This is a genomic window from Catenovulum sp. SX2 (assembly GCF_052056295.1).
Lineage (GTDB): Bacteria > Pseudomonadota > Gammaproteobacteria > Enterobacterales > Alteromonadaceae > Catenovulum.
The window spans coordinates 330,365-346,889 of record NZ_CP182493.1; the positions used below are offsets into that span (position 1 = coordinate 330,365).

The window sequence follows — 16,525 nt, forward strand, 5'->3', positions numbered from 1 at the left end:
TTCACGCGTCTATTACTCCATTAGTCTTCAAAAACTATGTACAGCGTAGCCAATGGTGGCAAATCTACCAATATTGAATGCGATTGGTTTTGCCATGCTTTATCTTCTGCTTGGAACTCACTGTTATTGCCATAACCGCTGCCCCAATAAGATTTATCATCAGTTGATAATAACAACTTATAATTACCTTTGTCTTTCACACCTAAGCGATAGCCATCGCGTGGTACTGGTGTGAAGTTACAAACAACATAAACTTTTTGGTTAGTGCCATCTGCTTTACGCACAAAAGATAAAATGCTTTGGCCTGCGTCTTGGTGCTCAATCCATTCAAAACCACCAGGCTCATGATCTTTTTGGTATAAAGGAGCATAAGATTTATATAGCGTATTTAAATCGCGATATAAGTTTTGCACACCTTTGTGTTTTGGATATTCAAGCAAATGCCACTCAACTGATGATTCATGATTCCATTCATGGCCTTGACCAATATCATTGCCCATAAAGTTAAGTTTTTTACCTGGGTGACCGAACATAAATGCCGCATAACAACGTAAGTTTGCAGCTTGTTGCCATTCATCACCTGGCATTTTGTTCATCATAGAACCTTTGCCATGCACCACTTCGTCATGCGAAATTGGCAAAATAAAGTTCTCGTTATAGGCATACACCATAGAGAAGGTAATTTCATTGTGATGGAATTTGCGGTAGGCAGGATCTTTAGCGATAAAATGTAAACTGTCGTGCATCCAGCCCATATTCCATTTAAAGCCGAAGCCTAAACCACCTTCAAAAACAGGACGCGATACTTTAGCAAAAGCAGTTGATTCTTCGGCTATGGTAAATGCATGTGGGAAGTTTTTATAAACCTCTTCGTTGAACCAACGCAATAAACTGACCGCTTCGTAGTTTTCGTTGCCACCGTCGACGTTTGGTACCCATTCACCTTCATTACGCGAATAATCCCAATACAACATACTAGCAACAGCATCTACACGTAAAGCATCAACATGGAACTTATCTAACCAGAACAAAGCACTGGCAACTAAAAATTGGCGAACATTGTCTTTACCAAAATCATAGATACAAGAGTTCCAATCTGGGTGCCAGCCACGACGTGGATCTTCGTATTCGTATACAAAAGTACCATCAAAGCGGGCTAGACCATGGCCATCTTCAGGAAAGTGAGCCGGAACCCAATCAACAATTACACCGATTCCGTTTTGGTGACATTGGTCAACAAAATATTTGAAATCATCCGGCGTACCAAAACGACTGGTTGGTGCAAACATACCAACAGGTTGATAACCCCAAGACCCGTCGTATGGGAATTCAGAAACTGGTAAAAATTCGATATGCGTGTAGCCCATATCTTTTACATAAGGAATTAACTCATCGACCATTTCGCGATAACTTAATGGCGTACGGCCGTTGTTATCGTATTTAGCTTTCCAGCTACCTGCATGCAATTCGTAAATTGACATAGGTGTTTTGTAGCGATCAACTTTAGCTTGTGATTCTAACCAAGCTTGGTCATTCCATTTATATTTGCTGTGGTCAAAAACAACTGAAGCATGTGATGGATATTGCTCTGCACAAAAACCGACAGGATCTGCTTTATGCGGCAAACGGTTACCCATAGGATCTTTAATTTCGTATTTGTATTTTGTGCCAGTTTGAATACCAGGAACTATCAATACCCAGTGTCCACAATTGGTTTTTTCCATTGGGTGCATGCGCCCATCCCAATAGTTAAAATCACCAATTAAGCTGACAGCCGTCGCATTTGGCGCATATACAGCAAAACGAGTCGCTTGAATTGTGCTGCCATCTAACAACTTAACGTCAATTAATTGAGCGCCAAGCTGATCATAAAGATTTTGTGGTTTCATGGTGACGTAATGGACCGCATGAAACGCTTCATCTTTAAATTGGTATGGGTCTACTACTTCATATGTGTGTTCTGGATTTGAAATGCGTAACTTGTAGTTAAATGCTTCGCTGACGTCAAATACGCCTTCGAACAAACCACTGTCTTCAACTTGATTCAAAAAGCCCAATGGCTTTTCTGTACCCAGTTCGACTACTTCTACTTTAACCGCACCTGGTACCCAAGCGTTGAGGTTAAAGCCGCCTTGTTTGTTATTTTCTGTTAAACCTAAATAGTGGAAAGGGTTGTGTAAATTGACTTGTTCGAGTTTGTTTACAAGCATACAAAGTTCCTATTGTACTGTTTCTAGTAAATTTGAATTTTTTCCTGCTGCGCAAATGCGTTTGTCGTGTAGTTGCCCTAAAATAATTTTAGAAACTGACTGTTTGAGTTTGCGTGATAATGCTTTAGCTTTCAATCCCCTAGTGGGCTTTAATTTGAGCTAATTGTTTAATTTTTTCTTTATGTATAAATATTTAAAACCACGTGAACATTTTTTAAACAGTCGATTCACGTGGTTTCAAAATTTATCCTAAAGTGTATTTTCTCTTGCTTGGTTTAACGCCTGAGTTAAATGGTTAATTTCCGGCAATGAAAAAATATCTTCAATATCTTTGGTTAATTTTCTTCGCCAGTTCGGGTACTCATCACATGTGCCCGGAACATTGACAGGTTTATCCATTTCTAACCAGTCTTCTAATTGTAGAGCTAACAACGAAGACTTAGCTTTTGCCATATGTATTTGCATTGCATAATTGAGCTCTTGACTCATGCCAACTTGATGTGCGTCATGCGATATATAATGTGGAATTGAGCCGTGGCCATGCAAACTATCTAAGATTCTTTGTTTCGAAACATGCCTTGCATGGAACAAGCCTTCTAATTCGACTTCATCTTTGTATATACCAAGCTCTTTACCCAATTTTAAGTCATCACAATGCCAAAAACCTTTGAGCGTTGCCATATCATGCGTAGTTAATGTTGCCATAGCTTGTTCAGGGTAATGTGACGGCGAATAAAAGCCACCGTCTGGCGCTGTTTCAAAGAAAAATACCCGATACGACAATACGTTGTTTTCTGCAAAAATATCGCGAATGCCCGCAGGCACAGTGCCTAAATCTTCACCCACTATCATGCATTGATTTCTATGACTTTCTAAACACAGCAAGGCCAACAAATCATCTAATGGGTAATATACATAGGCACCTTGTGTTGCATGCCCACCACCAGGCACCCACCACAAACGCAACAATGCCATTACGTGATCGATGCGCAAAGCACCACATGACTGCATATTGGTACGATACAAATCAATAATAGGCTGATAACCCTGATCGTATAACTTGTTAGGTTCCATAGGAGGTAAACCCCAACTTTGCCCTTGTGGGCCGAGTGGATCAGGTGGCGCCCCCACACTAATATCGGCACAGTATAAATCTCGGTTAGCCCAAACCTCAGCACTGCCCGAACTTACACCCACAGCTAAATCACGATAAATACCTAGTGTCATGCCAAGCTCTTTAGCTTTTTGTTGGCAAGCTTCCAATTGTTGTGCAGCAATCCACTGACACCAAGCATAAAAATTGACTAAGTCAGGATGTTGTTCAGCAAATTTTGCGACATCAGGTTTTGAATATTCATTTAAGTTTTCAGGCCAACTCGGCCAACCCCAAGCAAAAATACCTTGTTGTTGCAGGTTATCTTGTACCGCGTCAAAAATTGCTTGTTGCTGTAAAGATTCACCACCTTGTTCAACAAAATGGTTAAAGTCTTGCTGCGGACAATTCTGTTTAAAGTATTCAAATAAGGCTTTTAGTACAGGCAGTTTAATGTGTGCGACGGCACTATAATCAACATATTCAACTTCACGTGCATGCTGTTTAGTTTGCTTGAAGTTCTCGCTCTCAATGAGGGTTTGTACTTGATTTGATTGAGTAAAACCATCAACCATTTCTGGATCTATATACCACAAGTTCAACCAACGGCGTGACGATGGACTATATGGACTACAACTATCTGGATTAGATGGATACAAAGCATGAATAGGGTTTAAACCAACAAAATCGGCACCGCGCAAAGCCATTTTTTCAATTAAGAAGGTTAAATCAGTAAAATCGCCTATACCCCAATTGCGTTTAGAGCGAACACAATATAACTGAATACTGGTACCCCAAATCTTTTTTCCTTCGGCGATAGCTGAAGCATCGTAACAGCGAGTTGGCGCGACAATTAAAGACTGAGCTGATAACAGATTATTTTCATCATCAATCAGCTCAAGTTCATGGTAACCCCAAGGTAGAGTATGCGGAACAGAGATTAGGTATTCTTGATATTCTATGTCTTGTATCAGCGCAACATCTAACATTTCACCAGCAACAGGCGTGAATACGTGCTCAATAGTTTCGCCATTTTCTAACAGTAGTTTAAATTTAAACTGACTGTTTGCTTGAACAATTGCAACTCTAACTTCAATTTCAATATCTTCGTGCTCGCGAACGATTTTGACTGGATTAACATAACCAAGCCAATAGTCGCGTTTTTCTTTTTCCAACTGCTTTTGTAGTTCAGCTTGGTCGTCTACTGCATATCCCATAGCGCGTAATATTTTAGCTTTACTGCTTTCATCAACACTTTCTTCCTTGCCCCAAGCATTTATATATTTGGTTTCAATGCCCCTAGCCTTAGCTATATGCTCAATAAGTTCGTTGTTCATCATGAATCCTAGTTAGCTGTTTGTGTTTAGCATAAACGAAAATACAGATTTTTCACGATTTATTCGGTTTTCGCATACGAATTCAAAAACTAGCTAAATAGTGAATATATATGTATTTGTAGCAAAAAATTTCGGGTTTTTATTCACTATTTTTTGTATAATGCGCGCAGTTTTTTACGCTATAACAAAATCCATGTCACTCTAGCTTGCAACAAGCGGGTTGAAAGTTGGGTAACACATAATGATTCAAATTAAATAATTAGGAACCACTATGACTATTAAAGTAGGTATCAATGGTTTTGGCCGTATCGGTCGTTTCGTTTTCCGCGCTTCTGTAGAGCGTGACGATATCGAAGTTGTTGGTATTAACGACCTTATCGATGTTGAATACATGGCGTACATGTTGAAGTACGATTCAACTCACGGTCGTTTCCAAGGCGAAGTAGAAGTTAAAGACGGCAACTTAGTTGTAAATGGTAAAACTGTACGCGTTACTGCTGAGCGTAACCCTGCAGATTTGAAATGGGATGCTATTGGCGCAGAAATCGTTGTTGAATCAACTGGTTTATTCTTAACTGACGAAACTGCACGTAAGCACATTGAAGCTGGCGCGAAAAAAGTTGTAATGTCAGCACCTTCTAAAGATGCGACACCTATGTTTGTATGTGGCGTTAACTTAGACGCTTACGAAGGCCAAGACATAGTTTCAAATGCATCTTGTACAACTAACTGTTTAGCACCTCTTGCTAAAGTATTAAACGATACTTGGGGTATTAAAGACGGTTTAATGACAACTGTTCACGCAACTACAGCAACGCAAAAAACTGTTGATGGTCCATCTGTTAAAGATTGGCGCGGTGGTCGTGGTGCTAGCCAAAACATCATCCCATCTTCAACTGGTGCAGCTAAAGCTGTAGGTAAAGTAATTCCTCAGTTAAATGGTAAATTAACTGGTATGGCTTTCCGTGTACCTACTCCAGATGTTTCTGTTGTTGACTTAACAGTTAACTTAGAAAAGCCAGCTACTTACGAAGAAATCTGTCAAGCAATGAAAGATGCTTCTAACGGTGCATTAAAAGGTATTTTAGGTTACACAGAAGACGAAGTTGTTTCTAACGACTTTATCGGTGAGAAATGTACTTCAGTATTCGATGCTAAAGCAGGTATCGCATTAACTGACACTTTCGTTAAAGTTGTATCTTGGTACGACAACGAAATCGGTTATTCAAACAAAGTTTTAGATTTAGTAGCTCATATTGCTAAAAACTAAAATTGGTTTGATTCCAATAAAAAAGCCGTCTGATTAGACGGCTTTTTTGTATCTGATAGGAAATTATTCAATTTCCTTTGACTAGGGAATGAGCAACTAAGCCATTCCCCTAGCGACATAAGATTATGCTTGTGAAGCAGCTTTTGCTAATTCAGTGATTCGTTTCCAATCACCTGCTTCAACAGCATCTTGTGGTACTAACCAAGAACCGCCCGCACAACGAACGTTTGGAAGTGCCAAATAATCTTTTAAATTATTTGGGCTAATACCACCAGTTGGACAGAAATTGATATGCGGGAATGGACCACCAATAGATTTAAGTGCATTCACCCCACCGTTTGCTTCTGCTGGGAAAAATTTGAAACAGTCGTAACCGTGTTCAATACCAAGCATCAATTCAGAGATAGTTGCAATACCTGGAATTAATGCGGTTTTACTTTTGTTTGCAGCTTCTAACAAGCCTGGTGTTAAACCTGGGCTGATTGCAAACTTAGCACCTGCATTTTCAACTGCTTGTAGTTGCTGTGCATTAATTACCGTACCTGCGCCTGTGATAGCTTCTGGTAATTTCTGAGAAATTAACTCGATTGCGTCCACTGCACACTCTGTACGTAAGGTGATTTCTAAAACATTAACACCACCTTCCATCAAAGCTTCAGCTACTGGAACTGCATGCTCAAGTTTTTTAAATACTAATACAGGTACTACTTTTCCTGCATTCATCACGTCAAGGGGCTGCATAGCCCAATTTCTTGTTGCCATTTACTTAAACCTTATGTGTTCTGCGCAATGTAAGCTGCTGCGCCTAATAACCCGGGTTGCTCTTCCGTGACTATGTATACAGGTATAGATTTATTTAACTTCTCAAAACGGCCTTTTGCATCAAAACGGTTTCTAAAACCACTTTGTACAACGTAGTCGATAAAGCGTGGAACAATTCCCCCTGCTATGTAAACGCCACCTCGAGTTAATAAATTCAGCGCCAAGTTACCACCAAAGCTACCGAGCGTGTCACAAAATACATCAAGTGCTTGTTTACACAAGTCACATTCACCAGCAAGTGCCTTTTCAGTCACTTCTGCTGGTTCTAATGATTTTATGTCTGCGTCGTTAATATGAGCTAGGGCGCGGTAAATGTTCGCTATACCTTGTCCTGATATTATTCTTTCTGCCGAAACATGACCCAGTTCGTCTGCTAAAAATGCTAAAATTTTAGCTTCAACTTCTGTGTTTGTTGCAAAATCTACGTGACCACCCTCACCTGGTAATGGTACCCACTTGTCCGCCAAAGGAACAACATGAGCAACACCAAGGCCAGTACCGGCACCGTAAACTGCAATCGGTTTATCCAATTGAGGTTGTTCACCACCAACTTGAATTTTTTGTTCATCAGCAAGAAATGGCACAGACAAAGCAACCGCAGTGAAATCATTGATCACATAAAGTGCTTGTACACCCAACTCTTTCTGACTCTGTTCGATCGAAAACGACCATGAGTGATTTGTCATGGTAATTTGATCACCCGCAACCGGACATGCAATTGCCATACATACATGTGTAGGCTGGGCACATCCACTGTCTTGGATATAAGCTTTGATCGTATCCACAGGTGACGCGAAATCTGTCACCTTGTACTTTTTAATATCACGAATGCTATTAATACCATCCGTTTGTGCGATACGCATATTGGTACCGCCGATATCCGCTACTATTTTTGTCATTTATTTAATCCTGATAAAACAAACAACATGCGCCTTCTTCAGCACCTGTCATTCTTGAACGCATTGAACCGAAAAATTCACGTCCCATACCTTCACGTTCTTGTGTTACTAAATGTGGTACGGCTGCTTGACGTTTGTCGAGTTCTGCCTGTTCAACTAATAATTCAACCTTGCCATTCGCTGAGTCAACTAAAATTAAATCGCCTTCTTCAACTTTAGCGATTAATCCACCGTCGATAGCTTCAGGTGTCATATGAATTGCAGCTGGCACTTTACCTGATGCACCAGACATACGACCGTCAGTTACTAATGCAACTTTCTGCCCTCTGTCTTGTAACACACCTAAAGGTGGTGTCAGTTTATGCAATTCAGGCATACCAATGGCTTTAGGGCCTTGGAAACGAACAACGGCGACAAAATCACCTTCTAATTTACCGTCTTTAAAAGCTTTTTCTAGCTCATGTTGGCTTTCAAATACTTTAGCTGGCGCAGTAAAACTGACGTCGCCTTGTGGTAAAGAAGAAGTTTTCATCACACTTCGACCTAAGTTACCAGTTAATACCTGTAAACCACCATTTGATTTAAATGGTTTTTTCGCAGAGGCAATAACGGTTAAGTCTTTTGAGCGTGTTGGTTCGTCAACCCAAACTAACTCACCATCTTGCAATACTGGCGTTTTGGTATATTTTTCAAGCCCCTTACCGCAAACAGTATTTACATCATTGTGTAAAATATCTGCATCCAATAATTCTTTGAATAATACCGCCATGCCACCAGCTTGATGGAAGTGGTTGATATCGGCTGTTCCATTAGGATAAATGCGCGTCAATAGTGGCGTCGCATTGGATAAATCAGAAAAATCATTCCAATCAACAATAATTCCTGCTGCACGAGCCATAGCAACTAAATGCATGGTGTGGTTGGTCGAACCACCTGTGGCTAACAAAGAAATAATGCCGTTGATTACAGATTTTTCATCAACTATTTTCGAGATTGGTGTGTAGTCGTTACCTAAATGTGTGATTCTAGTCACTTGTTTTGCGGCAGCACGGGTTAAAGCATGGCGAAGTACACTATCGGTTTCAACAAATGAAGATCCCGGTAAATGTAACCCCATCATCTCAACAACAAGTTGGTTACTGTTTGCAGTACCATAAAATGTACATGTACCAGCTGAATGATAAGAAGCCGACTCAGATTCTAATAAAGCTTCTTGACCAATTTTGCCTTCAGCATACAGCATTCGTACTCGTGTTTTTTCCGAGTTTGGAATGCCAGAAGACATAGGTCCAGCAGGTATAAATACGAAAGGTAAGTGACCGAATGACAATGAAGCCATTACTAAACCGGGTACGATTTTGTCACAAATACCGAGCATTAATGCCCCATCAAACATGTTGTGAGATAGGCCTATGCATGATGCCATTGCAATTACGTCACGGCTTAATAAACTCAAATCCATTCCTGGTTGACCTTGAGTTACACCGTCACACATAGCTGGAACGCCGCCAGCAACCTGTGCAACACTGCCAGTTTCAGCAATTGCGTCTTTTATTATTTTTGGATAGTGCTCATATGGTTGATGAGCAGATAGCATGTCGTTGTATGATGTGATAATGCCAATATTGGCTTTAGTAAATTGTTTTAATGTATTTTTATCGTGTTTGGCACAGGCTGCATAGCCATGTGCCAAATTGCCGCAGGATAAAACTTCTCGATGAGGACCTTTAACTCTGGCCCTTTCTACCTTGTTAAGATACGCTTGGCGCGTTTCTTTACTTCGTTCGATTACGCGTTCTGTTACTTCCTGCACAATTGAGTTCATAGACAGTTAGTCTCCTGGCTTATTTAGCAGCCCAGACTACTTCTACAGGTGTATTGTCTTGTTTAAGAATTGCACGAATTGGCATTTCTTCAACTTTATCACCTGCTAACGCTTTGTCTAATACAGCCTTTTTGCTGTCACCAACTAGATGCACGAAAATCTGCTGGCTTTCAAGCAATGTCTTCAACGTAAACGACATACGCTCATGTGGCGCAGTTGTTGGCTGTACTGCCAAAACGATATCTTCTGAAGTTAAACCTTGTTGAATTTGCTCAGAACATGGGAACAATGAAGCTGTGTGCCCGTCTTCACCCATGCCTAAAATTAAAACATCAATCGGCAAAGACAAATTTTGCAGGCTCTGTTTAACAGAAGCTTCTGCACCAAATGCACTTTCTTCAGATGTTTTAAGTTCAACAAAAGTCGCGTCTGCTGCCTTGTTTTGAATTAAATTATTTAATACTAATGCAGTATTACTTGCTTCGTGCGATTTATCAACCCAACGTTCATCAGCTAATGTAATTGAAACTTTTGACCATTCAATATCAGCTTGTGAAAGTTGTTTGAAAAAAGGTAAAGGTGTGCGACCGCCTGAAACTACCAAGCTTGCTTTACCTTTGTTGCTAATAGCGGTTGCAAGCAAGCTTGCAACGCGATTAGCAAATTCTGTATTTAATTGTTCTGTACTTTGAAATTCAGAAAATTGCATAACTATTCCCTATTAATCCCACTCACGGCCATCTTTTGCTAACAACAATGCTGAACCTTCTGGTCCCCAAGTGCCTGCAGGATATGCTTTAGGTTTATCCAAAGTTTGTTCCCAAGCTTTGAAAATACCGTCTACCCAAGTCCATGCCGCTTCAACTTCGTCACGACGTACGAACAATGATTGATTACCTAATAATGCTTCTAATAACAAACGCTCATATGCATCAGCAATGCGTTGGTCTTTAAATGCTTCTGAGAAACTCAAGTCTAACTTAGTTTCTTGCAATACCATGTGATCGTCAAGGCCTGGAACCTTGTTCAACATCATAACTTCAACACCTTCACGTGGCTGCATACGAATTGTTAATACGTTTGCAGGTAAAGTGCCATAACTTTCTTTAAAGATGTTGTGAGGCATGTTTTTGAAGTGGATAACAATTTCAGTTAATTTTTCTGGCATACGTTTACCTGTACGTAGGTAGAAAGGTACACCTGACCAACGCCAGTTGTCGATGTCAACACGTAAAGCAACGAAAGATTCAGTGTTACTTTCTGTGTTAGCACCTTCTTCTTCTAGGTAACCAGGAACTGATTTGCCTTTGATAACACCAGCAGAATATTGACCACGAACAGTCTTATCTTTAACATTATCTTTGGTAATTGGACGCAAACACTTCATTACACGAACTTTTTCGTCACGTACGCTGCTAGCGTCTAAACTTACTGGTGGATTCATTGCAACTAAGCTTAGTACTTGCAATAAGTGGTTTTGCACCATATCACGCATTTGACCTGCGTCGTCAAAGTAACCCCAACGGCCTTCAATACCCACTTCTTCAGCTACTGTGATTTGTACGTGGTCGATACAGTTGTGATCCCAGTTGTTTGCAAATAAAGAGTTTGCGAAACGCAATGCCAATAGGTTAAGTGTAGTTTCTTTACCTAAGTAGTGGTCAATACGGTATGTTTGTTCTTCTTTGAAGAAAGCCGCTACTTGGTCATTGATAACTTTTGAAGATGCTAAATCGTGTCCGATTGGTTTTTCTAATACAACACGAGTTTCATCATTGATTAAACCTGCTGCTTTTAAGCCACGGCAGATTGCACCAAAAATTGAAGGAGGTGTAGAGAAGTAGTTAACCATTACACGCTTAGCTTGATCTACGTGGTCAGCTAGCTTGTTGTACTCTTCTTCATTGGTCATATCTACTTTACAGTAGTCTAATTTGCCTGAGAAACGACCCCAAGTTTCTTCACAAACTTCTTCTTTCATGAAAGTTTGCAACGCTTCACGTACCATGTCCACGTATTCAGCTTGAGACATTTCGTTACGCGCTACACCAACAATGCGAGTTTGTTCGTCTAATAAATTTGCCTTTTCCAACTGGTATAAAGAAGGTAAAAGTTTACGGCGTGCCAAATCCCCTTTGGTACCGAATAATACAAGATCACATGGCTTATGAGTTTGCGAGACCATGATAACTCCCCGTTTAAAGTGAAATAAGATAAGAATTAGCCAGTGCGCCTAAGCGCAATTTAAGCGCGGTATTGAACACTAAAAACAGTTACATTACAACTTATGCAATGATTTTGCCCTAGCCGAATACGTATTCAAACTTGTTATATTCTGTATTGTAACCAAAAATGTAGTTGAATTACATAAAAATATCAGTTTCGTGTTATTTTGTAGTTAAATTACGACTGAAGTTAATGCATAATAGGCTAAATATTAACAAGTTTGGCCATTTGGTTATGAATATTCTTGAAAAGATTGCGCAATCTCAACATACGTTTAGCAAATCTGAACGCAAAGTTGCCGAAGTTATTATGGCATCACCGCAAAGTGCAATGCACAGCAGTATTGCTAATTTAGCCAAAGCGGCCGATGTATCGGAACCGACAGTGAATCGATTCTGTAGGCGAATGGACACTAAAGGTTTCCCAGATTTTAAACTTCACCTTGCGCAATGTTTAGCAAGTGGCACACCGTATTTAAATCGACATGTCGATGAAGAAGACGGCCCTGATGCCTATTGCGAAAAAATATTCGACTCGACTATGGCAGCACTTGAACACGCTCGCCATCATTTAGATACCCACAGCATCAATAAAGCCGTTGATATACTCACTCAAGCGAAAAAGATATCTTTTTTCGGCTTGGGCGCAAGTGCGGCAGTTGCTCACGATGCACAAAACAAATTTTTCCGATTTAATATCCCGGTTATTTGTTTTGATGACGTATTAATGCAACGCATGAGCTGTATCAATAGCACTGAAGGTGAAGTGGTTGTATTTATATCGCATACAGGCCGAACTAAAAGTCATGTGGAAAGTGCTATGCTCGCAAGAAATAACGATGCAACAGTTATAGGTATCACAGACGCTACTAGCCCATTAGCTGCAGAATGTAATTTGGTATTATCTCTAGAGATCAGTGAAGATACAGATTTATACATGCCAATGTCGTCGCGTATTGCAGCACTGGTATTAATAGATATATTAGCGACTGGTTTTACCCTGCGACGCGGCAGTAAATTTAGAGAAAATTTAAAACGAGTCAAAGATGGGCTCAAAGAATCCAGATACAGTAAAGGAATGAGAGATCATTAATTTCTGTAACTTATTTTTAATTCAATAAAGTGTTACTTTTGAGTATAATTAACACCTTATAATTTAATCCCACACACAAATCGCATAATTGGGAGCCAAGCGAATGTTTAGAAGAACCAAGATTGTAACTACATTAGGTCCAGCTACTGACCGTGATGGAAATTTACGTAAAATTATTGAAGCTGGTGCTAACGTAGTCCGTATGAACTTTTCTCACGGTGTGCCAGAAGATCACGTTAAGCGCGCAGAAGATGTTCGTGAAATTGCTAAATCTTTAGGTCGCCACGTAGGTATTTTAGGTGACTTACAAGGTCCAAAAATCCGTGTATCAACATTTAAAGATGGCCCAATTTTCTTAAACATCGGTGACAAGTTCATTCTTGATGCTGATTTAGGTCGTGGCGAAGGTACTCAAGAATCAGTTGGTCTTGATTACAAAGCTTTGGTTGAAGATGTTGTTTCTGGCGACACTTTATTATTGGACGATGGCCGTGTACAACTAACTGTTGATGGTGTTGAAGGCAATAAAATTTTAACCACAGTTAAAATTGGTGGCAAATTATCAGACAAGAAAGGCATCAACAAGTTAGGTGGTGGTTTATCTGCACCAGCATTAACTGATAAAGATAAAGAAGACATCAAATTAGCAGCAAAAATCGGCGTTGATTTCTTAGCAGTTTCTTTCCCACAATCAGGTGCTGATTTACGTTATGCTCGTCAACTAGCTCAAGAAGCTGGTTTAGACGCACAAATCGTCGCTAAAGTTGAGCGCGCTGAAACAGTTGAAACTGACGAAGCAATTGACGACATCATCACTAACTGTGATGTTGTTATGGTTGCTCGTGGTGACTTAGGTGTTGAAATTGGTGATGCTGCTCTTGTTAGCAAACAAAAGAAATTAATTTCTCGTTCACGTCAATTAAACCGTGCGGTTATCACTGCGACTCAAATGATGGAGTCAATGATTGAAAACCCAATGCCAACTCGTGCAGAAGTTATGGACGTTGCAAACGCTGTATTAGATGGTACAGACGCAGTAATGTTGTCTGGTGAAACTGCATCAGGTAAATACCCATTAGAAACTGTACAGTCAATGGCTGGCGTTTGTGTTGGTGCTGAAAAACACCCAAGTGTATTAGCTTCAAAACACAGATTAGATGAAAAATTCACTTCAATCTCTGAAACTGTTGCACTTTCAGCAATGTACGCTGCAAATCACACTGGTGATGTTAAAGCGATTGTTTGTTTAACAGAAACTGGTAGCACAGCTAAATTAATGTCACGCATTAGCTCAGGCATTCGTATTTTTGCTTTATCTCGTCATGAGAAAACATTAACTACTTGTGCTTTATATCGTGGTGTTCAACCTTATTTCTTCGACTCAACTAAGTCTAACCCTGCATCTTTAAGCAATGATGTTTTAGCAACATTAAAAGAAGCTGGTCACTTAGAAAAAGGCGACTTAATTTTAGTGACTCACGGTGATGCAATGGAAACTGTTGGTGCAACCAACACATTAAAATTAGTTAAAGTTAACTAATTTTCATTGCTAATGAATTTGCAAAAAGCGGCTTAGGCCGCTTTTTTTGTGTCGATTAAAACTCAGGTATAAAAAAAGCGACCTAAGTCGCTTTTTAATCGGATAAAACCAGCGCTTACCAGCCAGTTTTTTCCGCTAATGCTTTACCAATTTCAGCTAATGAACGAACAGTTTTAACACCCGCCGCTTCTAATGCTGCAAATTTATCGTCAGCTGTACCTTTACCACCAGAGATGATAGCACCAGCGTGACCCATACGTTTACCTGGAGGAGCAGTAACACCTGCAATGTAAGAAACAACAGGCTTAGTTACATTTGCTTTAATGTAAGCTGCAGCTTCTTCTTCTGCTGTACCACCAATTTCACCAATCATAACGATTGCTTCAGTTTGAGGGTCGTTTTGGAACATTTCTAATACGTCAATGAAGTTAGTGCCAGGGATTGGATCACCACCAATACCAACACAAGTAGATTGACCAAAACCAGCGTCTGTTGTTTGTTTAACAGCTTCATACGTTAAAGTACCAGAGCGTGAAACAATACCAACTTTACCAGGCATATGAATATGACCAGGCATGATACCAATTTTACATTCACCTGGCGTGATAACACCTGGACAGTTAGGACCAATTAAACGTACACCTAACTCGTCACACTTAACTTTACAGTCAAGCATATCAAGTGTAGGAACACCTTCAGTGATACATACGATTAATCTAATACCCGCATTTGCAGCTTCTAAAATTGAATCTTTAACAAATGCAGCTGGTACGTAAATTACAGATGCATCCGCACCTGTTTCAGCAACCGCTTCTTTAACTGTGTTAAATACAGGTAAACCTAAGTGTACTTGGCCGCCTTTACCTGGTGTAACACCACCAACCATTTGCGTACCATAGGCAATTGCTTGCTCTGAATGGAAAGTACCTTGAGAACCAGTGAAACCTTGGCAAATAACTTTAGTATCTTTATTAATTAAAACAGACATTATTAGGCCTCCGCTGCAGCTTTAACAACTAATTCAGCAGCGTTTTGTAAACTTTCAGCTGCAATGATATCAACACCAGAATTTGCAAGAACTTCACGTCCTTTATCTGCGTTAGTACCTTCTAAACGAACAACAACTGGTACGTTTACACCAACTTCTTTAACTGCACCGATAATACCTTCAGCTATCATGTCGCAACGTACGATACCACCAAAAATATTAACTAAAACAGCTTTTACATTGCTATCAGATAAGATGATTTTGAAAGCTTCAGCAACACGCTCTTTAGTCGCGCCACCACCAACATCTAAGAAGTTAGCTGGACGGCCACCATTTAAGTTAACTATATCCATAGTACCCATTGCAAGGCCTGCACCATTAACCATACAACCAACGTTGCCGTCTAATGCAACGTAGTTTAATTCCCATTTAGCCGCATTTGCTTCACGCGCATCTTCTTGGGTTGGATCGTGCATTTCTTTGATGTCAGGATGACGACCAACAGCATTGCTGTCGATAGCAACTTTAGCGTCAAGACAGTGTAAGTCACCTGCACCTGTGGTAATTAATGGGTTGATTTCAATTAGCTCAACGTCTTTTTCTTTGAATAATTTAGCTAAACCTAAGAAAATTTTAACGAATTGAGATACTTGTTTACCTTCTAAACCTAATTTGAACGCTAACTCACGACCTTGATAAGGTTGAGCACCAGCTAATGGGCAAATTGTCGCTTTTAAGATTTTCTCAGGCGTTTCTTCAGCAACTTTCTCAATTTCCACACCACCTTCGGTAGATGCCATGAAAACAATACGACGAGTTGAACGGTCAACAACTGCGCCTAAATATAATTCGCGATCAATATCAGCAACGTCTTCAACCAAAATACGGCTTACTGGCTGACCATTTGCATCTGTTTGATAAGTAACTAAGTTGTTACCTAACCATTTTTCTGCAAACGCTTTAATTTCTTCTTTCGATGAAACAACTTTAACACCACCAGCTTTACCACGGCCACCAGCGTGTACTTGAGCTTTAACAACAAACTTGTCGTAACCTAATTGGTCAGCAGCAGCAACCGCTTCAGCTGGTGTTTCAGCTGCGATACCTTTTGAAACAGGTAGTCCGTATTGAGCGAACAACTGCTTGCCTTGATATTCATGCAAATTCATGACAGTTTTTCCATTTTCTTTGGGGTTAAGCAGGTTATATCTAGATAACCTATC

12 protein-coding genes are annotated in these 16,525 nt (G+C 40.0%); 3 read left to right on the plus strand and 9 right to left on the minus strand.

Annotated elements, in window-relative coordinates; genetic code table 11:
- Positions 1-20 precede the first annotated feature (20 nt).
- Complete coding sequence (glgB, locus tag ACMZOO_RS01465; RefSeq protein ID WP_440904960.1) at positions 21-2,210, minus strand: 1,4-alpha-glucan branching protein GlgB; 2,190 nt, start codon at positions 2,208-2,210, stop codon at positions 21-23.
- A 249-nt stretch (positions 2,211-2,459) separates the two neighbouring features.
- Complete coding sequence (malQ, locus tag ACMZOO_RS01470) at positions 2,460-4,640, minus strand: 4-alpha-glucanotransferase (protein WP_440904961.1); 2,181 nt, start codon at positions 4,638-4,640, stop codon at positions 2,460-2,462.
- Between the two features lie 271 nt (positions 4,641-4,911).
- Here malQ and gap point away from each other — a divergent pair, with 271 nt between their 5' ends.
- Entirely contained in the window at positions 4,912-5,910 is a 999-nt protein-coding gene (gene gap / locus ACMZOO_RS01475; protein WP_440904962.1) for a type I glyceraldehyde-3-phosphate dehydrogenase, read from the plus strand.
- Positions 5,911-6,033: 123 nt separating this feature from the next.
- On the opposite strand, the gene ACMZOO_RS01480 is transcribed toward gap, so the two are convergent.
- From ACMZOO_RS01480 to zwf, 5 genes are read right to left on the minus strand one after another with little or no spacing between them, the layout of a single operon-like run.
- Positions 6,034-6,672, minus strand: a complete 639-nt coding sequence (locus ACMZOO_RS01480) for a bifunctional 4-hydroxy-2-oxoglutarate aldolase/2-dehydro-3-deoxy-phosphogluconate aldolase (protein ID WP_440904963.1) — start codon at positions 6,670-6,672, stop codon at positions 6,034-6,036.
- 11 nt (positions 6,673-6,683) lie between these two features.
- Positions 6,684-7,631, minus strand: coding sequence for a glucokinase (locus ACMZOO_RS01485; protein ID WP_440904964.1), 948 nt, complete (start codon positions 7,629-7,631; stop codon positions 6,684-6,686).
- Between the two features lie 4 nt (positions 7,632-7,635).
- The gene (gene edd, locus ACMZOO_RS01490) at positions 7,636-9,456 is read right to left on the minus strand and encodes a phosphogluconate dehydratase (RefSeq protein WP_440904965.1); all 1,821 of its coding nucleotides are present in this window, start codon (positions 9,454-9,456) and stop codon (positions 7,636-7,638) included.
- Positions 9,457-9,475: 19 nt separating this feature from the next.
- Positions 9,476-10,165 carry a 6-phosphogluconolactonase gene (pgl, locus tag ACMZOO_RS01495; RefSeq protein ID WP_440904966.1) on the minus strand — a complete coding sequence of 230 codons (690 nt, stop codon included), beginning with the start codon at positions 10,163-10,165 and terminating at the stop codon, positions 9,476-9,478.
- Positions 10,166-10,177: 12 nt separating this feature from the next.
- Positions 10,178-11,641 (minus strand): glucose-6-phosphate dehydrogenase, encoded by a 1,464-nt coding sequence (gene zwf, locus ACMZOO_RS01500; protein ID WP_440904967.1) that lies wholly within the window; start codon positions 11,639-11,641, stop codon positions 10,178-10,180.
- 275 nt (positions 11,642-11,916) lie between these two features.
- On the opposite strand from zwf, the gene ACMZOO_RS01505 reads away from it, so the two are divergent.
- Positions 11,917-12,774, plus strand: a complete 858-nt coding sequence (locus ACMZOO_RS01505; protein ID WP_440904968.1) for a MurR/RpiR family transcriptional regulator — start codon at positions 11,917-11,919, stop codon at positions 12,772-12,774.
- A 103-nt stretch (positions 12,775-12,877) separates the two neighbouring features.
- A complete protein-coding gene (pyk, locus tag ACMZOO_RS01510) occupies positions 12,878-14,314 on the plus strand; it encodes a pyruvate kinase (RefSeq protein ID WP_440904969.1) in 1,437 nt (478 codons plus the stop codon).
- A gap of 115 nt (positions 14,315-14,429) precedes the next feature.
- Here pyk and sucD read toward each other — a convergent pair whose 3' ends face one another.
- Both sucD and sucC read right to left on the minus strand, forming a co-directional pair.
- Complete coding sequence (gene sucD, locus ACMZOO_RS01515; RefSeq protein ID WP_440904970.1) at positions 14,430-15,302, minus strand: succinate--CoA ligase subunit alpha; 873 nt, start codon at positions 15,300-15,302, stop codon at positions 14,430-14,432.
- 2 nt (positions 15,303-15,304) lie between these two features.
- Positions 15,305-16,471: an ADP-forming succinate--CoA ligase subunit beta gene (sucC, locus tag ACMZOO_RS01520; protein WP_016954937.1), complete on the minus strand. Its 1,167-nt coding sequence runs from the start codon at positions 16,469-16,471 to the stop codon at positions 15,305-15,307.
- Between the last annotated feature and the right edge of the window lie 54 nt (positions 16,472-16,525).